Genomic DNA, 23,020 nt, shown 5'->3' with positions numbered 1-23,020 from the left:
GTCAGCGCTGCTCGATCTCCGGCGTCACCGGGGTCGGGGTGATCTGCGGCGCCGCGGCGGTGCTGCCGTGCTTGAGGGCGGCGAGCCGCGCCTCGATCTCGATCTGCGCCCCCGACGTCTCGAGCTCCTCGAACTGGGCGTCGAGCGACGACGCGGCGACCTCGGCCTGGCCCAGGGCCTTCGCCTCTTCCCGGCGCACCTTGTCCTCGAAGCGCGAGATCTCGCTCGTCGGGTCGAGCACGTTGATCGAGCTGATCGCGCCCTGGACGGTCTGCTGGGCCTCGGCCGTCTTCGCACGCGCGACGAGGGTGTCGCGGCGCGACTTGAGCTGCGAGAGCTTCTCCTTCATCTGCCCGAGCCCGGTCTTGAGCTTGTCCACCGTCTCGCGCTGCGAGGTGATGAACGGCTCGGCCTGACGGACCTCGGTCTCTGCGTCGATCTGACGCTGCAGCGCCACCTTGGCGAGGTTGTCGAACTTGTCGGCGTCCGCCGTGTTGCCGGCGCTCCGGTAGTGGTCCGCCCGCTGCGACGCCGCGACCGCCTTGCCGCCCCACTCCTGGACCGCGGCGACGTCGGCGTTGTAGTCCTGCTCAGCCAGGCGCAGGTTGCCGATCGTCAGCGCGACGGCGTCCTCGGCCTCGGCGATGTTGTTCGTGTAGTCGCGGACGAGCTGGTCCAGCATCTTCTGCGGGTCCTCGGCGTTGTCGAGGAGCGCGTTGATGTTCGCCCTCGCGAGCTGTGAGACCCGACCGAAGATGCTCTGCTTCTCTGCCATGGAAATGCCCTTCTGAGTGCTGGATAGGTCGTGCTGTGCGTGCCGCTGTCTGTTCTGCTGGGCCGTGCCCGTGGACGCTAGAAGCGTCCTCCTCTGCCGCGGCTCCCGCCGCCTCGACCGCCGCCGCCGAAGCCGCCACCGCCTCCGCCGCGGAAGCCGCCTCCACCGAAGCCACCTCCACCGCCGCCGAACCCACCCCCGCCGCCGAAGCCGCCTCCGCCGCGCAGGATCGAGTCGATGAGGATGCCGCCGAGGATCATGCCGCCGACGTTGGAGCCGCCCGAGCCACCGGTGCCGCCCATGCCCCCGAACCCTCCGCGCTGCTGGTCGTCCCAGCGCTGGACGTCCGCCTGGGCGAGCTGCTGGGCCGAGACCACGAGCTGCTCCGCTCGGGCGGCATGCTCGAGGGCAGCCACCGCGTCGTCCGCGCCGAGAGCGCGAGCCTCGGCGAGCAACCGGGAGCCCTCGGAGAGCCGGGTGCGCGCCTCTGGCCCCACCGCGCCCTTGCGCGTCGAGATGAAGTCGTCCACCGCGCGCACCTGGGACTCGAGGCGTCCGAGCGTCTCGCGCAGGAGCGTCGACGCGCGCTGCTGGCGCTCGGCGTCCTCCCGAGCGGGTGCGAGGGCCGCGTCGAGACCCGCCTCGGCCTCGCCCAGCTCGCGGATCGCGGCCAGCGGGTCGCCACCGGAACGGGCTGCCTGCGCGGACACGACAGCGCCCTGGGCGCGGCTCGCCGCAACCCCGACCGACGGGTCGTCGGCCCCGATCGTGCGTGCGTCTGCAAGGTCGGCCTGGATCGACGCGAGCGCCGCGTCGAGCCGGGCGCCGGCCTGCGCCAGGTCCCCGCCCGCGCTGTCGACGGCGTCGAGCAGGATGGCGGCCTGCGCCGTGGCGTGGGTGGCGGCCCGAGCGTGGGCCACCGCGGTGCCGCGGTCACCCGCTGCCACGCTCGCCTCGCCGGCACGGACCGACTCGACCGCGGCGTCGAGCAGCTGCTCGGCCTGGTCGGGATTGAGAGAGACCGAGGCGAGGGACGACGCCGGGTGGGTCACCGAGAGCGTCTCGAGGGTGGCCCGCGCCGGGGCGAGGCGAGCACGCAGCGTCGTGACACGCTCGGTGGTCTCCGCGAGGACCTGCGGGACACGCGCCTCGAGGTCACGGAGCTCGTCGAACTTCTTCGCGTCAGCCGCGAGCGCCTGAGAAGCGGCGGCGCAGAGCGTGATGATCTCGGCCATCATCGTCCGGGCCTGCGGCTCGGCCTCGGGTGTCGAGTCGTCGAGCTGCTGTCGCAGCGTGAACGCCCGGGTGACCTTTGTCTTCGACTCGGCGAGAGTGCGCGCGAACGCGTCGGTCGCCTCGTTGCCGAACTGCGCCTGGGCGAAGCCCAGCTCCTGCTCCGAGGTCTTGAGCTCGTCGTCGATGGCCACGAGGGCGCTGCTGGCGCGCTGGTTGAGCTTGGTCGTGGAGAGCCGCGCCAGCTCGCCCTGCGGGCCGGCGCCCGGCCGGCGTGCCGTGCCGCGTCGCCTGCTGGCCAGCCAGGCGACGACGAGCACCACGGCGATGAGGACGAGGCCCCCGACGAGGAGCCACGTGCCGATGCCGCCCGCCGCTCCGCCGCCCGTCTCGGTGCGCAGCACGTCGACCGCAGCGGTGACGGCGCCGGCCCAGTCGTCGTCCCTGAGGTGGTCCTCGATCGCGGAGGCGAGGTCGTCGTACTGGGCGTCGGTGATCGGCGCGTCGAGGGAGATCGCGAGCCCGTACTGCCGCTCGTCGACAGCGACGGCGAGGAGCGCATCCTCGGTGCCCATCCCCGAGAGCCGGTACGTCTCCTGGGCCCAGTCGACCGGGTTCACCCCGTCGAACTCGTCGACGAACACGACGAAGAGCTGCATGTCCGTCTCGTCGCGCAACCGGTCGAGCTGCGCCTGGACGGCGGACGTGTCGTCACCGAGCACGCCTGCCTCGTCGGTGATGTCCGACGGCACGTTCAACGGGTCGGACGCGCTCGCTGGAGTGACCGCGACGAGGCCTCCGGCGGCGAGCAGGATCGTGACCAGCAGCGTGCGGACCGCGTGGCGGACCGTCACGCCCCGGCGACGGGACGGTTCGGACAGCTGCGACGACGACCTGGTGAGCACACTGCGATCCTCGACCAAGCGCGGGTAAAGCGCAACGCGGCGACGTGCCACGAGATGCCTGCTCAGCGGCGGTGAGCGGTGCTAGGCGCGGCCCGCCGCACCGTCCGCGTCGGCGGCACCCTCGAGGTCCTCCGCGTCGATGATCCGGTACGCGTAGCCCTGCTCCGCGAGGAACCGCTGCCGGTGCGCAGCGAAGTCCTGGTCGACCGTGTCCCGGGACACCACGGCGTAGAAGTGGGCGGTGCGCCCGTCGGCCTTGGGTCGCATCACGCGTCCCAGACGCTGCGCCTCCTCCTGGCGGGACCCGAAGGAACCGGACACCTGGATGGCGACGGAGGCCTCGGGCAGGTCGATCGAGAAGTTCGCGACCTTGCTCACGACGAGCTTCGTGATCTCGCCGGTGCGGAACGCCTCGAACAGGCGTTGGCGCTCGCGGACCGTCGTCGCGCCGGTGATGACGGGCGCGCCGAGGTGCTCGCCGAGCTCCTCGAGCTGGTCGAGGTACTGCCCGATGACGAGGGTCGGGTCGCCCTCGTGCTGGGCGACGAGCTGCTCGACGATGCGCATCTTCCCCGGCGCGCAGGCGGCGAGGCGGTACTTGTCCTCGGGCTCGGCCGTCGCGTAGAGCATCCGGTCGCGCTCCGGCATCGTGTGCCGGACCTCGACGCAGTCCGCGGGGGCGATGTAGCCCTGCGCCTCGATGTCCTTCCAGGGCGCGTCGTAGCGCTTGGGGCCGATGAGGGAGAAGACCTCGTCCTCGCGGCCGTCCTCGCGCACGAGGGTGGCGGTGAGACCGAGGCGTCGGCGTGCCTGGAGGTTCGCCGTCATGCGGAAGATCGGTGCGGGCAGGAGGTGCACCTCGTCGTAGATGACGAGGCCCCAGTCGCGGGCGTCGAGCAGCTCGAGGTGCGTGTAGACGCCCTTCCGCTTCGTCGTGAGCACCTGATAGGTCGCGATCGTCACCGGGCGCACGTCCTTGCGGGCGCCGGAGTACTCGCCGATCTCCTCGTCCGTGAGCGTGGTGCGGCGCAACAGCTCGTCGCGCCACTGCCGGGCGCTCACGGTGTTCGTCACGAGGATGAGGGTCGTGGTGCTCGACTTCGCCATCGCTCCCGCGCCGACGATCGTCTTGCCCGCCCCGCACGGCAGCACGACGACGCCGCTGCCGCCGTGGAAGAAGCCGTCGACGGCGTGCCGCTGGTAGGGACGCATGTCCCACGGCTTGTCGTCCTTCGCCGGGTCCGTCGGGGACAGCTCGATGGCGTGCTTCTCGCCGTCGACGTAGCCGGCGAGGTCCTCGGCCGGCCAGCCGAGCTTGAGCAGGACCTGCTTGATGTTGCCGCGCTCCGACGGGTGGACGAGGACGGTGTCCTCGTCGATGCGGTCCCCGAGGAGGCCGGCCGTGCGCTTGGACTTCATGACCTCGGCGAGGACGGCGCGGTCCGTGGCCTGGAGGACGAGTCCGTGCACCGGGTGGGTCGAGAGCTGCAGGCGGCCGTAGCGGGACATCGTCTCCGCGACGTCGACGAGCAGGGCGTGGGGGACCGTGTAGCGGCTGAAGGCCAGCAGGACTGCGACGACCTGCTCGGCGTCGTGGCCCGCGGCCCGCGCGTTCCACAGGCCCAGCGGCGTGAGGCGATAGGTGTGCATGTGCTCAGGCGCACGCTCGAGCTCCGCGAACGGCGCGATCGCGCGCCGGGCCGCGTCCGCCTGCGGGTGGTCCACCTCGAGGAGGAGCGTCTTGTCGCTCTGGACGATCAGTGGTCCGTCGGTCATCCGGGACTCCTTCGCTCTCGTGCCTGCTCGTGCTCGTGCTCGTACGGTCGTGCGCGTGGGTGCGCCCGGTGGCGCGCCCACGCCGGCTCAGGTGCCGACGGGGACGAGCTCGACGCTGATGATCCGGTGGACGGCGACCGTGAGCTCGGACTCACGGGCCACGTCGACGGCGCGCAGCCGACCGGCGTCCACCCGCAGGGGCCGGACCCGACGTCGTTGGTGCTCACCGACCGGGCCAGTCATGTCGAGCCACACCTCGCGGCCGTCCGCTGCTGCCTCGCGCAACATGCCCAACGCGACGACGGGCTCGGTTGTTCCGGGCAGCGCGCTGCCGCGCACCGAGTCGCGGTGGCGGTACTCGCCCGCCCCCCGTGCGCGGGCGGCGACCGACGCCAGGCCCGGGTCGCCGGCGTCCACACCGGTGGCGGCCTGCGCGTCCGGCGCGGGCGTGTCCCGCCGCAGCGCGGCGACGAGCGCGGCGAGCCGCGCCGACCGGTCCTCGCGCTCGGCCCGAGGCGTGGTCGAGCGGTCCGGCAGACGCACGACGGGGCGCGCGCCCGGTCCTGACCCTGGCCGACGGCTGCGTCGGGCCGGGACGCGGACGCGTGGCGTGCGCCGGTCGGCGAGGACGATCTGGCCGTCCGGCCCCTCCATCGCGGGAGCCATCCCGCGCTCGCGCAGCGCGGCGAGGAGCTGACCGATCGGGGCGGTCGCGGCGAGCACGGTCGGTGCGATGCGGAAGAGCCCCAGCGGCCGCAGCCGGGCGTCGTCGATGAGGCCCGCGAGCAGCGCCGGGTCCTCCACGCGCACGTAGCTCGACGCGACACCGAGCCGGACCTGTCCGTGGCGCCGTGCGGCATCGCGCACGAGGTACTCGAGCGGCTGCGGTACCGGTGTCCGTGAGTGCAGGGCCAGCTCCGTGAGGAACTCCTCGCCCGTGCGACCGGCGTCGAGCGCACGGGTGACCGAGGACGGCGTGAAGCGGACGGTGATCGCCGAACCGCGGGACTCGACGTCGGCCGAGTCCGCGAGCAGCGCCTCGAGCGCGGGGGAGGGGCGACCGGGGACCACGCCGGTGAGGTCGCCCTGGAGGAGGATCTCGTCGACCGCGTCCGGCAGCATCGCGGCCAGGCTCGTCGTCAGCTCGACGAGGACGGTGTCGTCCGGCACCGTCTGCCGCGGGACGCCCGCGAGGACGAGCCCGCCGGGCGCGAGGGCGCCGGCGCCCGTCACCCCGAGCACCTCCGCCTCCGCCATGAGCGCGACGACCGACTCGATCGGCGGAACCGACCGCGGCGTGCGCCACCGCAGCACCGCGAGGACGTCGTCCGGCGACAGGGCGGTGCTCGGCGCCCCGGCGAGGACGTCCAGCACCTCTCCGCGCAGTCGCGGGACCCACGCCCGGTGGAGCTCGGGCTCGAGAGCGTTGCGCAGCGCCCCGCGCTCGTCCCGGGACCCGACGAGCCAGGGCGCGCGAGCGGTCGCGAACCACGCCGTGACGATCGCAGCCCAGCGCGAGGGGACGTCGGCCGCCAACCACTCGTCGGCGTCGAGGGTGGGTGAGTAGGACGCCGGGTCGTCGCCGTCGTCCACGACGAGGCCGGCGACGAGCGCGAGCTCCGCGACGAGCGCCGCGGTCGTGTCGCTCGTCTCGAGCCGCTGCGCCAGCCGACGAAGGTCACGCACCCCCAGCCCACCGGACTTGAGCACCGACGGTGGCGCCACCTGCCATGCGCCGATGAGCTCGGTGACGAGCCGGACCGCCTCCTGGGCTGCGCGGACCGACTCCGCCTCGACCGTGGCGGAGGACCGCTGCAGGGTGCCGGGCGCCGGTTGCAGCGGCGCGCACGACAGCCGCTGGTGCGTCCTGCCGCCCCGGAGCGCCATCGCGACGCGGCGCGGCAGCACCACGTGCTGGGCGTCGGCCTGCTTGACGAACCCGTTCTGGACGAGCCACCGCGTCGGGGCGGCAGCCGGCCCACCTCCCGCGGCGGGGATCCGACCGATCGGCGGACCCCACGTGAGCGCCGAGAGGATGCTGCGGGCGCCGGGCGGGGCCTCCGCGAGCAGGTCGGGGTGCGGGACGACGTCGTGCGCCTTGCCGACCGGACCGAGGCCGCCGGGGTAGGGGTCCTGGACCTCGTCGACCCCGGGCGCCGGGCGCAGCGCAGTGCCGTCCGGGGACCACACGAGCGCCATCTCGTCCAGCGCGGCGAGGATGGCGCGGACGGCGGCGACGTCCTCCTCGGGAGCCCCGCCGGTGATCGCCTCGACCACACGGTCGGCCGTGATGTGCTCGCCGACGCTGTCGAGCACGGTGACGGACTCGAGGACCTCGAGGTGCGCGGCGTCGAGCGTGTTCGTCGCACGCTGGAGGCTCGCCCGGCTGGTCGCACGGGCCGCGAGGGACAGCAGAGTCGCAGGCGAGGGCGATGCGAGGTCGGGGCGGTGGGTGAGCAGCGCGACGAGGTGCTCGTCGCTCCGAGCACGGATCGAATCGCTGAACGTGGCCATCCGCACGATTTTACGCGCCAGGTTGCGGCGCACCTCACGCTCCCGCGGCTGATCGGGCCAGATTTCGCCCGCTGCGTGCTGCAGAGGAGTCGGTACCGACGGGCCGGTGAGGGCAGCGGCCGACCGTCCGCCGAGATCGGGCATCTCTCTCCAGCTCGGGCGGTCAGGCGCCCGATCTCGCGAGGGAAGCCCGAGGTCGGCGACGGCGGCCGGCCGCTGGGTGCACTCTCAGAGTCCGTGGAGGAGGTGCGGCAGCGGCCGCAGCCTGTCGAGCGCACCCGTCGGCACGACTCTGCGCAGGCGCTCGCGGAGACCCTCCGGAGGCCGCAGGTCGGCGCGCGTCACGCGGAGCATCCGCCACCCTGCCTCCACGATCGCGTCGTGCCGCCGCTTCTCGTCGAAGATCACCCGTCCGCGATCGCCCGAGGCGAGCGTCGTGTACTTGACGAGGCCGTCGAACTCGAGCGCCACCTTCCAGTGCTCCCACCCCATGTCGACGAAGAAGGTCCCGAGCCGGGTGGCGACCGGGACCTGCGTGGAGGGTGCAGGGACGCCGGTCGCCAGGAGCACGAGCCGTGTCACGGACTCCCACGGCGACTCCGCACCAGCGTCGGCGAGCTCGACGACGGCGCGGGCGAGCCGTACGCCTCGCGCAGCACCGAGGCTGAGCAACGACGAGACGAGGGCGTCACGCTCGACGCCACGACGCAAGGCGGCGTCGGCGACGACGAGACCCGAAGGAGCGCTTGAGGATCGCGCACAGTCGACGACGGTCCGTTCGAGGGATGTCACCCGGAGACCCGAGCGCTTCGTGACGTCCGGTGGATCCAGGCGTGCCGAGTGCCGGGCGACGTCCTGTGAGGCATGGCCTGATCGCAGCGATCGTTGGTTGATGTGGACGATCGTGGGCGACCGCCACCGCGGAAGGCCCCAGAGGGTCGCCGCCGAGTCGTGGGTGAAGATCACGTCCGGCGCGACCTGCCGGGCGACCGCGGGGATCCGAGAGACGTCCCAGGCGGTGCGGGTCGCATGCTCGGGCCGAGACGGCGGGCCGGGCGTCCCGGCCGGACGCGACACCTCCGGGCGCTCCTGCTCAGCCGGGCCCGGCAGGAGGTCAGAGGTGGCCACACAGGCCCCGCGGCGCACTCGCGTCCACTCGCCCGAGGCCACCTGGGCCTGGACCAGCTGCGGTGAGAGCTCGCGGGCGAGATAGACGGTCGGGAGACGGAGCTCGTCGACCTCTCGTGGTGAAGGACGGCGTCGCACGACGGCACTCTGGGGATTCATCCCGGCAGCACACAGGGAGACGCCGCACGCGCGTGGTCGGGTCCCGCCGAGCACGGGTGCGGACGGTCCGGAGAGCGCCCTGTGCACGAGTGTCGCGCCCTGGCGTCACCACGCTGGATGAGCAGACAGCCTGGTGGGCGATCCGGCTCCTGGCTCCGGTCGTCCCCTCCTCGACCTCGGGCGCTCGGCTCGAGATCGGGCGTTCGAAGGGTCGATCTCGAGACGTATGCTCGAGTTCGAGCGTGCATGTGGGAGAAGCGGGAGCAGCGAGACGCGGCGGGGCTCGGATCGTGCGGAGCCGTGAGGTGACGGGGCTCTCGGGCCCGCGTTAGGTGCGCGGTCGTCGTGGACCGATAATGGGTGGGACTCACTGCCGCGCCACGGAACCATACGTAGCCCGGTATCCTGTGAGGTCACATCCCGACGAGCACTCCGAGGTTCCACGTGCCCACCGGCAAGGTCAAGTTCTTCGATGCCGAACGCGGCTTCGGTTTCATCGCCAGCGAAGAGGGCGAGCAGGTGTTCCTGCACGCGTCCGCGCTGCCCGAGGGCATCACCGCGCCCAAGCCCGGGACCCGCGTCGAGTTCGGCGTGGCCGACGGCCGCAAGGGTCCCCAGGCGCTGTCCGTGAAGCTCCTCGACCCTGTGCCGTCGGTTGCCAAGGCGCAGCGCAAGCCCGCCGAGGACATGTCGATCATCATCGAGGACGTCATCAAGCTCCTCGACGGCGTCGGCAACTCCTTGCGTCGCGGGCGATACCCGGAGAAGGCGGCCGCGTCCAAGGTCGCCACGGTCCTGCGCGCCATCGCGGACGACATCGAGGCCTGAGACCATGCCTGCACCCACATCCACCCCCACCAGGGCAAAGACGGCCCGGCCGAAGCCGGACGCCGTGCTCCTTGCCGCCGTCGACGTCGCCCTCGCGGCGGCGCGCGCCGGAGCCGAGCACGCCGACGACGTCGGCGAGCACCTCGGCGCCACGACCGACGCCGAGCGGCTCGTCTCGCACCGGTTCGCGTGCACGATGCGCGGCTACCGCGGCTGGCACTGGACCGTCACGGTCGCGCGTGCCCCGCGCGCCAAGGTCGCCACGGTCTGCGAGGTCGAGCTGCTCCCCGGGGACGGCGCGATCCTCGCTCCAGACTGGCTGCCGTGGTCCGAGCGGCTGCGCCCGGGCGACATCGGCCCCGGAGACGTCCTGCCGTTCCAGCACGACGACCCCCGCCTCGAGCCCGGATGGACGCCGTCGGGCGACGAGGACGAGGACCGCGTGGCCATCGAGGAGCTCGCGCTCGCCCGTGCCCGGGTGCTGTCTCCCGAGGGACGGGACGAGGCCGCTCAGCGCTGGTACGAGGGGATGCGCGGACCGACCGCGCCCGGCGCCATCCAGTCGGCGGCCGGCTGCGGCTCCTGCGGCTTCATCATCCCGCTCCAGGGCCCGCTCGGTCAGCTCTTCGGCGTCTGCGCCAACGCCTGGTCCGACGACGACGGCAAGGTCGTCTCCCTCGACCACGGGTGCGGGGCGCACTCCGAGACCGAGGTCGCTGCCCACCCGACCGACTGGCCGGCCCCCGACCCCGTCATCAACGAGATGAACCTCGAGATGGTGTCGATGCCCGGCGACCCGGCCGTCGAGGAGGCGCCCGCGCCGTCCGAGACCACCGGCACCACGTCCGTTGTGGAGCCGGCTCCCGAGCCGTGACACCCGGTCCAGCCGCCACGCCGGACGATCCTCCCGGTACCGCGGAGGACCCGTTCGGCACGGCGGAGCTGCGCTCGGCCGTGCTCGCCGCCTGGGAACGGTCGCCCGCTCGCTTCCGGGAGGACGCGAACACCGAGGAGGACCACGGTCGCGGGTACTACCGCGACCGGGTCGTCGTCGAGCTCGCCCAGAACGCCGCCGACGCGGCCGCCCGCCACGGGCAGCCCGGCCGGTTGCTCCTGCGCCTGACCGACGACGGTACCGAGGGCGCGACGCTCGTCGCGGCCAACACCGGTGCGGCCCTCGACGCGTCCGGTGTCGCGTCCCTCGCCTCGCTGCGCGCCTCCGCCAAGCGAGCCGTCGGCGCAGACGGCGCCGAGCCGGTCCCACGGACCGTCGGACGCTTCGGCGTCGGCTTCGCCGCAGTCCGGTCGGTCTCGGACGACGTCGTGGTCGTGTCGGCCGGTCGCGGCGTGCGCTTCTCGCTCGAGGCGGCGAGCGCCGCACTGGCCGGACCGGTGGGCCGGTCGCCCGGGCTGCGCGCCGAGGTCGAGGCCCGCGACGGCTCCCTGCCCGTCCTGCGGCTCCCGGTGCCTCTCGACCCGGACAGCCAGGACGCTGTGCCTGCGGGCTACACGACCGCGGTCGTCCTGCGGTTGCGCGATCCCGCGGCCGCAGCGGCGGTGCGCGCCCAGCTCGCCCAGCTCGACGACGCGCTCCTGCTCGCGCTCCCGTCCCTCGACGAGGTCCGTGTCGAGGCGGGCGACGGGCCGCGGACTCTCGCCGACGCGCCGAGCCGCTGGCTCTCGGTCACCCGGTCCGGGGTGGTCCCGCCCGCGCTCCTCGCCGACAGGCCGGTCGAGGAGCGGTCGGCAGCGGCGTGGTCCGTCACGTGGGCGGTGCCACGTGACGGTGCGATCCGTGAGGGTGTGCTGCACGCGCCGACGCCGACGGACGAGCCGTTGACGATCCCTGCTCTGCTCGTCGCGTCGTTCCCGCTCGACCCGTCCCGCCGCCACGTGGCGCCCGGCGCCCTCGCCGAGCTCGTGGCGAGCGAGGCTGGTCGCACGCTCGCGGAGCTCGCACTCGTGGTGCCGCAGCCGCTCGACCTCGTCCCGACGGGCCTGCCCGCGGGTCGGCTCGACGCCGAGGTCCGTGACGCGGCTCTCGCGGCGCTGCGGGGTGCGCCGATCCTCGGCGGACGGGTCGCGTCGGACGCGGTCGTGGTCGACGGTGAGGTCTCGGACGATCTCGTCGACGCGCTCGGCGTGACCGGCCTCGGGGTGGTCGCGGTGCCGGTACGGCACCGTGCGGCCGCGCGCCTCCTCGGTGCGACGACGATGTCCCTCGCGGACATCGTCGACACGCTGCCGGACGGTCTCAGCGCGCCGCAGTGGTGGCGCCTCTACGACGCGCTGGCGCCGTATGCCGACGGAGACCGCGCCGTGCGTGAGGCGCTCGGCGGGATGCTCGTGCCCCTGGCGGACGGTACGACGACGCGCGGACCTCGTGGGCTCGTCGTCGCAGGCCGGCTCGTGGAGCTCGTCGCGCCGCTCGGTCTGCGCGTCGTGCACCCGGAGGCGTCCCACCCGCTCCTCCTGCGCCTCGGCGCGATGGCGTCCGACGACCCCGAGGTCCTCGCCCTCCCGACGGTCGAGGCGGTCGCGCGCGATGCTGCCGACGACCTGCTCGACACCGATGTCGACGTGGACGCCGGGTGGCCCGACGACGTCGCTGCGCTGCTCGCGCTCGTCGCCGGCGTCGCGGCGGCCCACGGAACGGCTGCCGGGCACGAGCGGGCGTGGCAGGTGCCGGCGTGGCTCGGTGGTCTCCCGCTGCCTGCGGACGACGGCTCGTGGCGGGCCGCGGACGAGCTCGCGTGGCCGGGCTCGTGGTCTGCGGAGCACCTTGATCTCGCGCTCGTCGACGTGCCGGACGACGACGTGTGGGCTCCTGTCGCGCTCGAGACGGCCCGGATCCTCGGCGTCCGGGAGCGGCTCGTCGTCCGGACGGTCGAGGAGCACCGCACCGGCCAGGACCCGCGTCTCGGCGGTGACGACGACCACTCGCCACGCGACGGCACGGCACCGGGGCACGAGATCGCCGGCTGGGACGACTACGAGGAGTACCTCACGGCCGTCCTCGGGCCGGACCGGCCGGTGGGAGACCTGCTCGTCGTCCCCGACCTCGAGGCCGTCCACGACGACTCGTGGGGCGCCGTCGTCGACGTGCTCACGCAGGAGCCCGGGCTGCGCGAGGCGCTGCTGACCCCCGTCCGCTCCCGAGGTGGCCCGGGGAGCGGTGCAGGGACGGGCGGACCAGACGCCGTCCGCTCCCGCCCGGGAGCGCAGCCTGCCGCCGTCTCGTACGCCGCGTGGTACCTCCGGGACGTGCTGCGCGCACCCTTCGTCGCGCCGTCGTCGGCCCTGCAGGCCGGAGGGGCAGCCGGCTCCGGGCCGGCCGCAGGGCTGGGCGCAGTCCTGCCCGAGGCTCCGACGGAGCTCGCCGGAGTCACCGATGCGCGCGTGCTCGAGGTGCTCGGGGCGATCAGCACCGCCGAGGGGCTGGAGTCGTTCCTCTGCGTCGCGGACCCCGCCGGCTGGGACGCCTTCTGGTCGGGGCTGCCGGACGTGGGCACTCCGGTCGCGACACCGGTCGCGCGGGCGGTGTGGTCGGCCCTCGCGTCGGCGGCCGCGGCCGGGCTGGAGCTCGACCCGCTGCCCGAGCGGGTCGTCGCGCTCCAGGGCGGGGTCGCGCGGGTGGTCGAGGCGGACGACGTCGTCGTGGCGGGGCAGCCCATGTGGGCTCAGGTGCGAGCCGTCGTCCCCGTCGCGGAACCGGAGCTGGTCGACGCGGTCGCCGACGCTCTCGACGCGGCGGTCGCCGACGCGTCCGCCGTGGCGGTCCGTGCGAGCGAGGACGCTGAGGAGCGCTCGGTACCGGAACAGCTCGCGCTGGTCCTCGGAGGTGTCAGAGACACCCTGCCGGCGACGTGGAGCATCCACGACGAGCTGACGGTCGACGGGAAGGCCGTCGAGTGGTGGGTCACCACGGACGGCGGGGTGCACGTCGCGACGTCCGAGAGCCCCGAGGCCTCGGGCTCCCGCGGCCTGGCGCAGGCAGCCGGCCGGTGGGCGTCGCGCCACACGATCGAGATCGTGCTCCGCGACGCCGGCCGGGGCGCCGACGCCGCGGCAGAGAACGCCTGGGCGTAGCGCCGCGCGTCAGAGGTTGAGCTGGCGGACCGTGTCGAGCGCCCAGGGGAGAGCGGAGAGGTACGCCCGGGAGACCTGCTCCGGTGTCCAGGCGGTCTCCATGATGCTCTGGAGGTCGCCCTGCTCGTGGGCGACGACCGCACGGAGCGTCGCACCGAGGTCACCCTCGTAGTTCGACAGCGCGGCCGCGACCTCGGCCGAGACGAGCGTCTTCTCGATGAGGACGTCGACCGGGATGCCGGTCTCCTCCGCGAACGCCGAGAGGAGGCCCACGGTGTAGCCGGTGTCGTCGCCGATGAGCTCGCGGCAGGCGGCGGCGCGGGCGAGGAGGAACCAGAGCGCATCCATCTGCTGGACCCGCGAGCTGATGAGGGACGCCATGACGAGCGTGGTCAGACGCGTCGGGCCGAGCATGACGATCGACCGGTGCAACGAGTCGACCCGCTGGGGGAGACCGATGGCGACCGAGTTGACGAGGTGCAGGACGCGCACGGCCATCTCGGGGTCGCTGCCGAGGACGTCGGCGATCTTCGTCGTGTCGACCTCGGCCTGCGAGAGCAGACGGACGACCTCGAGGCACTGGATCTCTCCCGGGGCGAGGGTGCGCTGGGAGACCGGACGCTCCTGCTGGTAGATCGAGCCCATGATGTAGTCGACGCCGAGCGTCCACGCCTTCGCCGGCCCGGACTTGCCGCGGACGTTCTCGGCGATGACGCTGATCCCGGCGTTGTGGGCGATCTCGATGAGGCCGGGCAGCTCGAGCGCCGGGTCGGAGATGTCGACCATGACGTGCGTGACGAACGGTAGGAGCGCCCGCTGGCCCGGAGCGCCCGAGAAGTTCACGAGGATGGTCGGCACCTTGTGCTCGGACAGGGCGATGACGTGCTCGGCGCCGTCGGCGCGGAGCGTCGCGCTGGGGTGGATGAGCAGCCCGAGCCCTCCGGCCGCCAGCGGCAGCGACTGGGTACCGTCGAGCATCTCGGCGGTGCCCCAGATGAACGCCGGGCGGTCGGCGATGTACTTCTCGAGGTCGAGAGACTCGTACGCGTCGTGGAGCAGCTCGCTGAGGTCGGCGGGCGTCCGCCCGGCGGCGTTCGTGATCGGGAGCGCGTAGGCGAGCACCTGGCGCTTGCGGTCGACGATCGCGAGACGGCTGAACGTCGGGGCTGCGGTGGCCGCCGACGACGCCGAGGTGCCGGTTGTGGCGCTGCGGTCGGCGCCCGTGGTGCGCGGTGCACGGGGCGCGTACGACGTCGGCATCGGAGACGGCGAGCTGGTGAGATCCATGGAATTCCTCAGGTGGTGTGCTGTGCCGGTCGTGGGGCCCGCGCGGCAGAAAGGTGGGTCAGGCGGCCACGAGCGGAGCCCGCAGCGGCCAGGGCTCGCCGTCGAGGATGACCTGGAGCGCGTCGCCGGTCTCCGTGTTGAGGACGATGGGCGCCAGGAGGTTGGCGGTGGTGGGCGACGCCTCGGAACCGGGGGTGACGATGACGAGCACCGCGCACCGGTCGTCGTCGGCCGTGAGGCCCAACGAGGTGAGGGCCTCGCCGGCGATCGTCGGCTCGTACTCCGCGAAGTACGGTCCGGGCTGCACCATGAACAGGCGCGGGGCGCCGTCCGTCCCGGCGCGCAGCGTGTAGAGCAGACCGTCGTCGTCGAGCGGCGTGAGGACGTACTCCTGGGATCCGGGCAGGCCGGCGAGGGACTCGAGGAAGTGCACCGACGAGATCATCGCAGGTAGTCCAGGAGGCTCGGCTGGAGGACCCGGGCCGTCGCACCCAGCGCCGCCTTGTAGCCCACCTCCTGCATCTGCAGCTCGATGATGGTCTGGGCGAGGTCGATGTCCTCGACGCCGGAGAGGTCGCTCTTGAGGGTCATGGTCTGGGTGCTCAACGCTTCCTGTGCGGCCGTCAGCTGGTTGGTGCGCGCGCCGATGCTCGACGCCTGGCTGAGCATCGACGAGATGCGCGTGTCGATCTCTGTGATGCGGGAAGACACGTTCACTCCTGGGTCCCGGAGGTCGGCTGCGATGGAGGTGAGGAGGGCGAAGGCCGAGGTGGCGCCGTCGCCGAACACCTGGGCGCCGTCGGCGTCGACGCGGACGGTGGTGTTCTCCCCGACGCGACGCTCGACGGTCCCGTGGGACGTCGCGGCGACGTACTCGCCGGTCACGGCGTCCTTGGTGAACGCGCTGCCGTTCGCCGTCCCGGCGAAGACGGACCGGCCGATGTAGGTGGCGTTCGCCTGGCCGAGCAGCGCGTCCCGGATGCCTTCGACCTCGACGGCGAGCGCCTCCCGGGCCGCGAGTCCGACTGCACCGGTGTTGGCGCCCTGGACCGTGAGGTCACGGGCCCGCTGCATGAAGTCGACCGACGACTGGATCGCGGTGTCGACGGTGGTCAGCCAGCTCACGCCGTCCTGGGCGTTGCGCGCGTACTGCTCGGCGGCGCGCTGCTCCTTGCGCAGGGCCATGGCCTCGGCAGCCTTGGCCGGGTCGTCGGACGCCTTGTTGATGAGCTTGCCGCTGGAGGCCTGCGCCTGGAGCGCGGCCATCTTGGCGAGGTTGTCCTGAAGGTTCGCGAGCGACGTGCGCTGCGCTGACTGGTGCGTGACGCGGGTGATCATCGTCCAACGACTCCCGTTCGGTTGATGAGCTGGTCGAGCATCTCGTCGATGGCCGTCATGACACGAGCGGCTCCCTGGTAGGAGCGCTGGAAGGCGAGCATGTTCACGCTCTCCTCGTCGAGGTCGACGCTGGTCTGGGCGAGCTGGAGGTTGTCCGCGGTGGCGCGGGCGGTCTCGGCGACCACCGCGCTCTGCGTCGCGGCCTTGGCCTTGACGCCGGTCGCGACCACGAACGAGGACCATGCCTCGTCGGGGCTGCCGGGGGCGTTGCCGATCTGCGAGATCTGGTCCGCGATCGATCCGTCCTCGCCGCCCTGACCGGGGTTGATCTGGGAGGGATCGGTGACGGCGACCGTGAGCACGAGGGCCGGCGGGCCGGCGGGGGAGATGCTGAAGATGGGGCCACCCGTCGATCCGTCCGCGCGGACCGTCTCGTGGATGGAGTTGACGCTCGTCGCGACCTTGGTGGCGAGGGCGTTGTAGGACGCCGCGGCCTCGGCGAGCAGTCCGCCCGTGCCTTGGCCGTCGGCCGGCGCGAGGACGCTGAGGACACCGGCGAGCTCACCGCCGCCGAGTGCGGCGGTGGTGCCTGCCGGGACGCGGTCCCACTCGACGCGGACGGTGTCCGCGCCGGTCGCGCCGACCATCGTGGTGCCGCCGACGACCGTGAGCTTCTGGGCCCTGATCCCCGAGACGATGGGGTTGCCGCCGATGCTCACGTCCGAGGTGCCGTCCGGGTGCTCACGGACGGTGGCGCCGGCGAGGGAGGCGAGGGACGTGGTGAGGACGTTGCGCTGGTCGATGAGCTCGTTGGCGTTCCCGCCGGACACGCTGATGGAGCGGATCTTCTCGTTGAGCTCGGCGACCGACGCTGCGGTCGTGTTGATCTCGGAGACGAGCGCGTCGGCCTTGCCGCGGGTCTGCTCCCACTGGGTGGAGACGGCGGAGTAGCCGGTCGAGATGGCGCGCTGGACGGAGTGTGCGCCCTCGATGAGTACCTGTCCGGCCGCGGCGCTCGTCGGGTTGTTCGAGACGTCCTGCCACGTGGCCCAGAAGTCGTCGAGCTGCTTGGCGATCCCGTTCGTGCCGGGCTCGGCGATGGTGGACTCGAGGCGGCCGTACGCCTCGGCGCGCGTCGCGAGGAAGGCGGCGGAGGAGGTGGTGGTGCGCACGCGGGCGTCGAGGAACAGGTCGCCGAGGCGGCTGATCCCGCTCACCTGGACCCCGTTGCCGACCGAGCTGCCCTGGGAGAACATCGTCGCGCTCTGGCCGGATCCGACCGACTGGAGCTCGGCGCGCTGGCGGGTGTAGCCGACGGTGTTCGCGTTGGCGATGTTCTGGCCGGCGACCTCGAGCGCCTGGCGCTGCGCTGTGAGGGCGGTGAGCGCGGTGGACAGTCCGGAGAAGGTGCTCATGGGGTCCTCAGAGGCTCTGGTCGAGGAGTCGGGCAGCGACCTCGCGGGGTGCCGTCGAGCCTGACGCGTCGTAGGTGTGGGAGTCGTGCTGCAGGTTGGCGAGCGCCTCTTGCGTCGCGCGGTGCGACGTGAGGAGGAGCTCGCGGTTGCCCGCGGCGAGCGAGTCGATCTGGTTGGTGAGCTCGAGGAACGCCTGGCGGTGGGCGCGGAGGAGCTCGTCCCACGGCTCTGGTGCCTTGTCCGCGAGCTCGTAGAGGCTGCGACCCGGGTCGAGGCCGAGACTGCGGGCGACGGTGTCCGACTCCACGGAGCGTCCGAGCTCGACCTCGCGGATCTGCTCCAGGACGTTCTCGACCTCGCGGGTCGCGTGGCTCAGCCAGCGCGTCCGGCCGGAGGTCAGCAGCAGCTGCTCTTCCTCGAGCTTGAACAGCAGGAGCTCGAGGAGCTGGCGCTCGCGCCACAGGACGCTGGTCAGCGCTTGCAGGCTCATGGGTGCTTCAACTCCTCAACGAAGGTCACGACCGACGGGGTGGTGGGTCGTTCAAGGCTCATATCGGACGTCAGGGGGGTCCCATGAGGGATTCGACGGGGCGGATCCCTCGATGGGGACCCCATGGGGACTCGATGGGGACCTTCCACCCAGGATATGGCTGATTTTCCTCGGACGCGCGGTGGCAGTTAGGTGCATCTGTGCAGGTGAGAGCGTTGTGAGCGGTGTGTGGAGATCCTCCATGGGGACTGCATGGGGAGTTCTCCCCATTGCGGGTAGGTAACGGATGTGTACGGCGTCGGGTGAAAACGGTTGTCAGGGTCTTGAGTTCTGGCGGTTGCGCCCTGATATTTGACCCATGCAACCGATGGACACGGACCGCTCCGAGCTGGTCACCGAGAACCTCCCGCTGATCGGGTACCACGTCAGCGAGATGCTCATGCGAGTCCCGAGCCACGTGTCCCGCGACGACCTGGCCTCGGCCGGCGCTCTCGCTCTCGTCCAGGCCGCACGGGCCTACGACGCGACGACGGGGGTGCCGTTCAACCGCTACGCGGCGATCCGCATCAAGGGCGCCATGGTCGACGAGCTCCGCTCCATGGACTGGGTCTCCCGCGGAGCCCGCCAGCGGGTGCGCAAGCTCACCACCGTGGCCGACGAGCTCACCGCCCAGCTCGGCCGCACGCCGAACCGCGAAGAGATCGCCGCCTCGCTCGGCGTCGAGGTCACCGAGGTCGACACCGCCCGCGAGCACGCCGCCACGCGCGTCCTGTCCCTCGAGGGCTACGACGGAGCGCTCGCCGAGGTGCTCCCGACCCGCGAGGTCGGTCCCGAAGAGGCGCTCCTCACGGACGAGCGCCTGCGCTACCTCCACGCTGCCGTCGCCACGCTGCCCGAGCGCCTGCGCGAGGTCGTCGAGCAGGTCTTCTTCGAGGACCGTTCGGTCACCGACATCGCCAAGGACATGGGCGTCACCCAGTCCCGCGTCAGCCAGCTCCGCGCCGAGGCGATGATCCTCCTCCGCGACGGGCTCAACACCCACCTCGACCCGTCGCACGTGCCCGCGCCGGCGCAGCCGGACGGCGTCGCACAGCGTCGCCGCGAGAAGTACTTCGCCTCGATCGCCGAGCGGGCATCCCGCAACGTCGCGAGCGTCGCGATCGCCGGTGCATCGGTCGCCTCGGCGAGCCACGCCGCGCACACCTCGCACGCTGCTCGCGCCGCACAGCCGGGTTTCGTCGCGGTCGGTTAACGCTCACACGCTCCAACGAGAAGGCCATGCCCGCACACGGGGGCGTGGCCTTCTCGCCGCACAGAACAACACTGCACGATCCCGGGCACGCACCGACCGGGTGAAGAAAAAGATCTCTCGCAAAACTCTTATGGCCTACCGGTCACCACCGATAGGCACAGTGGCAGCCCACGGACGGGCGTCGCACCTCGGCCCCACTCACGGAAGAAGAACATCATGGGTCTCTCGATCAACCAGAACATCGCGGCAGTCAACTCCTACCGCAACCTCTCCAACACGCAGAACGACCTGAGCAAGTCGCTCGAGAAGCTCTCCTCCGGTTTCCGCATCAACCGTGCCGCTGACGACGCTGCCGGTCTTGCGATCTCCGAGGGCCTGCGCTCGCAGGTCGGTGGCCTCAAGGTCGCGGCCCGCAACGCTCAGGACGGCATCTCGGTCGTCCAGACCGCAGAAGGCGCACTGACCGAGACCCACGCGATCCTCCAGCGAGTCCGTGACCTCGCCGTCCAGGGCGCCAACGACTCCAACAACACGGAGGCGCGTGCCAACATCAAGACGGAGTCGGACAGCCTCGTCGCCGAGCTCGACCGCATCGCGAAGTCCACGAACTTCAACGGCACCAAGCTGCTCGACGGCTCGACGTCCGAGCTGAAGTTCCAGGTCGGTGCTGACGGCGACGCCGACAGCCAGATCACGGTCTCCCTCGCGGGTGCCAACGTGAAGGCCATCGCCCAGAACCTCACGGGTGGCGACCTCACCACGACGGGTACCTCGTTCGCGATCGCCGACGTCGCCCTCCTGGACGGCGCTGCTTCCTTCACCACCTCCAGCGGTGGCGTCGAGAAGACGGTCACCACCGGCAACCTCGGTGCGGCCGGCTCGTTCGACAGCGTCGAGGGCTACGCCGACGCGCTGCGTTCGGACGCCAACTTCGCCGCCAACTTCACCGTCTCGGTGGAGAAGGACGCGAACGGTGCCGGTACCGGCATCGTCGTCACGGCGAACGACGGTGGCACCCTCGCCGCCGTCGACAACGCCACTGCGGGTACCGGCCTTGCTGCCGGTGTCGCGGGCACCGCCGTCACCGGTGGGCTCAACTACACCAACGCCACCAACGCACAGGCCTCGATCAACCTGATCGACGCCCAGATCGAGTCCGTCTCGACCGCTCGTGCAGGCCTCGGTGCACTGCAGAACCGCTTCGAGCACACCATCAAGAACGTCAACGTCGCCGTGGAGAACCTCTCGGCTTCCGAGAGCCGTATCCGCGACACCGACATGGCGTCCGAGATGGTCAGCTTCACCCGTGCGCAGATCCTCTCGCAGGCCGGCACGTCGATGCTCGCTCAGGCCAACCAGATCCCTCAGGGCGTCCTCTCGCTCCTGCGCTGATCCGGTCGCACCTGACTGAGTCGAAGCACACAGCACAGCAGTAGCAGTACCGCAGCATCGACCGGCGGTGGTGGGACAACCGTCCCGCCACCGCCGGTCGGCATTCTGGCCGTGCCCGACCCGCGTGGCCCGCACGACACGACGTACGACAGGAGCACCTCATGGCAGCGATGGGCATCGACGGACTCGTCAGCGGTCTGGACACGACGGCACTGATCTCGCAGCTCATGCAGGTCGAGGCCATGCCTCAGACGCTGCTCAAGTCCAAGGTCTCCTCGACCCAGACCTTCATCTCCGCGCTCCAGTCCCTCAACACCAAGGTGTCCTCGCTCGGAGACGCGGCGAAGACCGCCGCCAAGCCCGAGTCGTGGAACGCCGTGACGGCGTCGAGCTCCGGGAAGTCGGTGACCGCGACCGCCTCGTCGGGCGCGCAGGCCTCCTCGTTGAGCTTCACCGTCGACAGGCTGGCTGCCGCGCAGACGTCCGTGACCGGGAACGTCACGTCGCTCGAAGGGCTCCTCGGCGACCCGCTCCCGACGAGCGTCACGATCGCGACGGGGTCCGGCGCGACCGCGAAGGCCACGGTCGTCGACCTCACCGACGTCACCGACCTCGCAGGCTTCGCCAAGAAGCTCAACTCGTCCGACGCAGGCATCACCGCGAGCATCGTCAAGATCTCCGAGACCGAGTCGCGCCTGCAGCTCACGGCCAAGGGCTCGGGGGAGGCCGCCGCGTTCGACCTGCACGTCGGCACCGTCGCCGAGGCAGACATCCAGGCGGGCACCGCGCCCGCCGCCCTCATGAAGCGTGCCGACGCGATCGTCGCAGCCGGCGACGCGCAGATCACACTCTGGGGCAACCAGGCCGTCACGTCGGCGACCAACACGTTCAGCGACGTCCTCTCCGGAGTCTCGATCGCTGTCACGGCCGTCGAGACGGCGCCGGTCACCATCAACATCACCCGGGACGACGCAGCGGTCAAGAAGCTCGCCTCCGGACTGGTCGGCGCGCTCGGCGTGGTGCTGTCGGACATCAAGTCTCGCACCGCGACCACCACGACGACCGCGGCCGACGGCGGGACCGTCATCACCGCCGGGATCCTTGGTGGTGACAGCGCCACGCGCGCGGTCAACCAGCAGGTCGTCAGCGCTGCGTCCTACCCCGTCGACGGCATCTCCCCCTCCGAGGTCGGGATCGTGCTCGGACGCGACGGCACCTTCACCTTCGACGAGGCGAAGTTCACCAAGGCGATGGCCGAGGACCCGGCCAAGGTGCAGAAGGTCATCAGCGGGATCGCCGAGCGCGTCGCCGAGGTCGCGACGCGAGCATCGGACAAGATCGACGGAAGCCTCACCCTGAAGATCCAGAGCCAGGAGAGCTTCAGCAAGAACCTCTCCTCTCAGGTGGAGGACTGGGACCGCCGCCTGGCCGTCCGCAAGGAGGGTCTGCAGAAGACGTACTCGGCCCTCGAGGTCACGCTCAGCAACCTCAACTCGCAGTCGTCCTGGCTCGCAGGTCAGCTCTCCTCGCTGCCCACCTGGAGCTAGGAAAAGCCTCACACCAGCGCACTCGCCGCCGATAGGTCGGGTATGAGCCAGCAGATGAACTCCGACGCCCAGCGCGCGCAGTTTCTCAACGACACGGTCCTCAGTGCGAGCCCCGCCCGGCTCCTGACGATGCTCTACGACCGTCTCGTCCTCGACCTCGATCGTGGTGCCAAGGCACAGCTCTCAGGCGACTTCGTGGAGGCGAACACCCAGCTCACCCACGCTCAGGACATCGTCGTCGAGCTCATGGTGACGCTCGACGTGGACGCATGGGCCGGGGGCCCGGGCCTCAAGGCCCTCTACTCCCACCTGCTCAAGCAGCTCGTCGAGGCGAACGTCACCCGCGATCCCGAGCAGACGGCCGGGTGCCGCGCGATCGTCGACCCTCTGCGGATGGCGTGGCACGAGGCCGCCGCGGAGCTCGCCCAGTCCGCCGCGCCGAAGGTACCTGTCGGCGCGGGCGTGGCCTCCTCCTCCGGAGTGGGGTTCCTCGGTGTCGGCTGACACGCTCCAGGCGGAGCCCGCCCCGTGGATCGACGCATGGTCCGCAGCCCTCGACAGCGTCGAGATGAGCCTCGCGGAGGCTGAGCGGCTCGTCGTCACAGGGCACCTCATCGACTCGGCCTTCGAGTCTGCGAATCTCGCGTGGAGCGCGCCGACCGACCTCGGTCCGCTGCCCCCCGCGCTCAAGGACCGGGCGACCGCGATCCTCGACCGCCAGCTCGAGATGGCGTCGCGTCTCGCTGAGGCGGCGCGCTCGACGCGCCAGCACATGCAGGTCGTGGACACCGTGAGAGAACGACGCCCCTCCACCCCGGTCTATATCGACCTAGTTGGCTGATATGCCCGGGTGAAAGCGCTCGTGAGAACGAATTCATGGGCCCTTGGACCT

At 71.8% G+C, this 23,020-nt stretch carries 18 protein-coding genes; 8 read left to right on the top strand and 10 right to left on the bottom strand.

Features of this window, described 5'->3' with window-relative positions:
• Position 1: 1 nt before the first annotated feature.
• From ABKW26_RS05790 to ABKW26_RS05770, 5 genes are all read right to left on the bottom strand, one after another.
• Positions 2–775 (bottom strand): PspA/IM30 family protein, encoded by a 774-nt coding sequence (locus tag ABKW26_RS05790; RefSeq protein ID WP_348591697.1) that lies wholly within the window; start codon positions 773–775, stop codon positions 2–4.
• A gap of 77 nt (positions 776–852) precedes the next feature.
• The gene (locus tag ABKW26_RS05785; protein WP_348591695.1) at positions 853–2,913 is read right to left on the bottom strand and encodes a TPM domain-containing protein; all 2,061 of its coding nucleotides are present in this window, start codon (positions 2,911–2,913) and stop codon (positions 853–855) included.
• Between the two features lie 81 nt (positions 2,914–2,994).
• Positions 2,995–4,689: a DNA repair helicase XPB gene (locus ABKW26_RS05780; RefSeq protein ID WP_348591694.1), complete on the bottom strand. Its 1,695-nt coding sequence runs from the start codon at positions 4,687–4,689 to the stop codon at positions 2,995–2,997.
• Positions 4,690–4,776: 87 nt separating this feature from the next.
• The gene (locus ABKW26_RS05775; RefSeq protein ID WP_348591693.1) at positions 4,777–7,203 is read right to left on the bottom strand and encodes a helicase-associated domain-containing protein; all 2,427 of its coding nucleotides are present in this window, start codon (positions 7,201–7,203) and stop codon (positions 4,777–4,779) included.
• A gap of 228 nt (positions 7,204–7,431) precedes the next feature.
• Entirely contained in the window at positions 7,432–8,490 is a 1,059-nt protein-coding gene (locus ABKW26_RS05770) for a hypothetical protein (protein ID WP_348591691.1), read from the bottom strand.
• A gap of 444 nt (positions 8,491–8,934) precedes the next feature.
• Here ABKW26_RS05770 and ABKW26_RS05765 point away from each other — a divergent pair, with 444 nt between their 5' ends.
• The 3 genes from ABKW26_RS05765 to ABKW26_RS05755 are packed head-to-tail and all read left to right on the top strand — an operon-like array spanning position 8,935 to position 13,407.
• The gene (locus ABKW26_RS05765; protein ID WP_348591689.1) at positions 8,935–9,318 is read left to right on the top strand and encodes a cold shock domain-containing protein; all 384 of its coding nucleotides are present in this window, start codon (positions 8,935–8,937) and stop codon (positions 9,316–9,318) included.
• A 4-nt stretch (positions 9,319–9,322) separates the two neighbouring features.
• Positions 9,323–10,192, top strand: coding sequence for a DUF3027 domain-containing protein (locus tag ABKW26_RS05760; RefSeq protein WP_348591687.1), 870 nt, complete (start codon positions 9,323–9,325; stop codon positions 10,190–10,192).
• Positions 10,189–13,407, top strand: a complete 3,219-nt coding sequence (locus ABKW26_RS05755) for an ATP-binding protein (protein WP_348591685.1) — start codon at positions 10,189–10,191, stop codon at positions 13,405–13,407. Before ABKW26_RS05760 ends, ABKW26_RS05755 begins: the two co-directional genes overlap by 4 nt.
• Before the next feature lie 9 nt (positions 13,408–13,416).
• Here the strand turns inward: ABKW26_RS05755 and ABKW26_RS05750 are convergent, their stop codons facing one another.
• Genes ABKW26_RS05750 through flgN form a run of 5 tightly spaced genes read right to left on the bottom strand, consistent with a single transcriptional unit; the run spans position 13,417 to position 17,937 of the window.
• The gene (locus ABKW26_RS05750) at positions 13,417–14,694 is read right to left on the bottom strand and encodes an HDOD domain-containing protein (protein WP_348591683.1); all 1,278 of its coding nucleotides are present in this window, start codon (positions 14,692–14,694) and stop codon (positions 13,417–13,419) included.
• A 58-nt stretch (positions 14,695–14,752) separates the two neighbouring features.
• The gene (locus tag ABKW26_RS05745) at positions 14,753–15,139 is read right to left on the bottom strand and encodes a flagellar assembly protein FliW (RefSeq protein WP_348591681.1); all 387 of its coding nucleotides are present in this window, start codon (positions 15,137–15,139) and stop codon (positions 14,753–14,755) included.
• The gene (gene flgL / locus ABKW26_RS05740) at positions 15,136–16,032 is read right to left on the bottom strand and encodes a flagellar hook-associated protein FlgL (RefSeq protein WP_348591679.1); all 897 of its coding nucleotides are present in this window, start codon (positions 16,030–16,032) and stop codon (positions 15,136–15,138) included. Before flgL ends, ABKW26_RS05745 begins: the two co-directional genes overlap by 4 nt.
• Positions 16,029–17,447, bottom strand: coding sequence for a flagellar hook-associated protein FlgK (gene flgK / locus ABKW26_RS05735; protein WP_348591677.1), 1,419 nt, complete (start codon positions 17,445–17,447; stop codon positions 16,029–16,031). The genes flgL and flgK overlap by 4 nt, the downstream gene beginning before the upstream one ends.
• 7 nt (positions 17,448–17,454) lie before the next feature.
• A complete protein-coding gene (gene flgN / locus ABKW26_RS05730; protein ID WP_348591675.1) occupies positions 17,455–17,937 on the bottom strand; it encodes a flagellar export chaperone FlgN in 483 nt (160 codons plus the stop codon).
• Between the two features lie 358 nt (positions 17,938–18,295).
• Here flgN and ABKW26_RS05725 point away from each other — a divergent pair, with 358 nt between their 5' ends.
• The 5 genes from ABKW26_RS05725 to ABKW26_RS05705 all read left to right on the top strand — a co-directional run bounded on the left by ABKW26_RS05725 (position 18,296) and on the right by ABKW26_RS05705 (position 22,969).
• Positions 18,296–19,189, top strand: coding sequence for a sigma-70 family RNA polymerase sigma factor (locus tag ABKW26_RS05725; RefSeq protein WP_348591673.1), 894 nt, complete (start codon positions 18,296–18,298; stop codon positions 19,187–19,189).
• A 216-nt stretch (positions 19,190–19,405) separates the two neighbouring features.
• The gene (locus ABKW26_RS05720) at positions 19,406–20,581 is read left to right on the top strand and encodes a flagellin (RefSeq protein ID WP_348591671.1); all 1,176 of its coding nucleotides are present in this window, start codon (positions 19,406–19,408) and stop codon (positions 20,579–20,581) included.
• A 161-nt stretch (positions 20,582–20,742) separates the two neighbouring features.
• On the top strand, positions 20,743–22,128 hold the full coding sequence (fliD, locus tag ABKW26_RS05715; protein WP_348591669.1) for a flagellar filament capping protein FliD: 1,386 nt from the start codon (positions 20,743–20,745) through the stop codon (positions 22,126–22,128).
• Positions 22,129–22,170: 42 nt separating this feature from the next.
• On the top strand, positions 22,171–22,632 hold the full coding sequence (fliS, locus tag ABKW26_RS05710) for a flagellar export chaperone FliS (protein ID WP_348591667.1): 462 nt from the start codon (positions 22,171–22,173) through the stop codon (positions 22,630–22,632).
• Positions 22,622–22,969, top strand: coding sequence for a hypothetical protein (locus ABKW26_RS05705; RefSeq protein WP_348591666.1), 348 nt, complete (start codon positions 22,622–22,624; stop codon positions 22,967–22,969). Before fliS ends, ABKW26_RS05705 begins: the two co-directional genes overlap by 11 nt.
• Positions 22,970–23,020 lie beyond the last annotated feature (51 nt).

Source organism: Sanguibacter sp. 25GB23B1 (genome assembly GCF_040012415.1).
Classification (GTDB): Bacteria; Actinomycetota; Actinomycetes; order Actinomycetales; family Cellulomonadaceae; genus Sanguibacter.
The sequence above is the reverse complement of the archived record's forward strand: the minus strand, read 5'-3'. Positions and strand labels throughout refer to the sequence as shown.

Excerpts from the sequence above, each read along its gene's own strand:
- ABKW26_RS05790 (WP_348591697.1), bottom strand. The coding sequence starts at position 775 with ATGGCAGAGAAGCAGAGCATCTTCGGTCGGGTCTCACAGCTCGCGAGG.
- ABKW26_RS05780 (WP_348591694.1), bottom strand. The coding sequence starts at position 4,689 with ATGACCGACGGACCACTGATCGTCCAGAGCGACAAGACGCTCCTCCTC.
- ABKW26_RS05775 (WP_348591693.1), bottom strand. The coding sequence starts at position 7,203 with ATGGCCACGTTCAGCGATTCGATCCGTGCTCGGAGCGACGAGCACCTC.
- ABKW26_RS05770 (WP_348591691.1), bottom strand. The coding sequence starts at position 8,490 with ATGAATCCCCAGAGTGCCGTCGTGCGACGCCGTCCTTCACCACGAGAG.
- ABKW26_RS05760 (WP_348591687.1), top strand. The coding sequence starts at position 9,323 with ATGCCTGCACCCACATCCACCCCCACCAGGGCAAAGACGGCCCGGCCG.
- ABKW26_RS05750 (WP_348591683.1), bottom strand. The coding sequence starts at position 14,694 with ATGGATCTCACCAGCTCGCCGTCTCCGATGCCGACGTCGTACGCGCCC.
- ABKW26_RS05745 (WP_348591681.1), bottom strand. The coding sequence starts at position 15,139 with ATGATCTCGTCGGTGCACTTCCTCGAGTCCCTCGCCGGCCTGCCCGGA.
- flgL (WP_348591679.1), bottom strand. The coding sequence starts at position 16,032 with ATGATCACCCGCGTCACGCACCAGTCAGCGCAGCGCACGTCGCTCGCG.
- flgK (WP_348591677.1), bottom strand. The coding sequence starts at position 17,447 with ATGAGCACCTTCTCCGGACTGTCCACCGCGCTCACCGCCCTCACAGCG.
- flgN (WP_348591675.1), bottom strand. The coding sequence starts at position 17,937 with ATGAGCCTGCAAGCGCTGACCAGCGTCCTGTGGCGCGAGCGCCAGCTC.
- ABKW26_RS05725 (WP_348591673.1), top strand. The coding sequence starts at position 18,296 with ATGCAACCGATGGACACGGACCGCTCCGAGCTGGTCACCGAGAACCTC.
- ABKW26_RS05720 (WP_348591671.1), top strand. The coding sequence starts at position 19,406 with ATGGGTCTCTCGATCAACCAGAACATCGCGGCAGTCAACTCCTACCGC.
- fliD (WP_348591669.1), top strand. The coding sequence starts at position 20,743 with ATGGCAGCGATGGGCATCGACGGACTCGTCAGCGGTCTGGACACGACG.
- fliS (WP_348591667.1), top strand. The coding sequence starts at position 22,171 with ATGAGCCAGCAGATGAACTCCGACGCCCAGCGCGCGCAGTTTCTCAAC.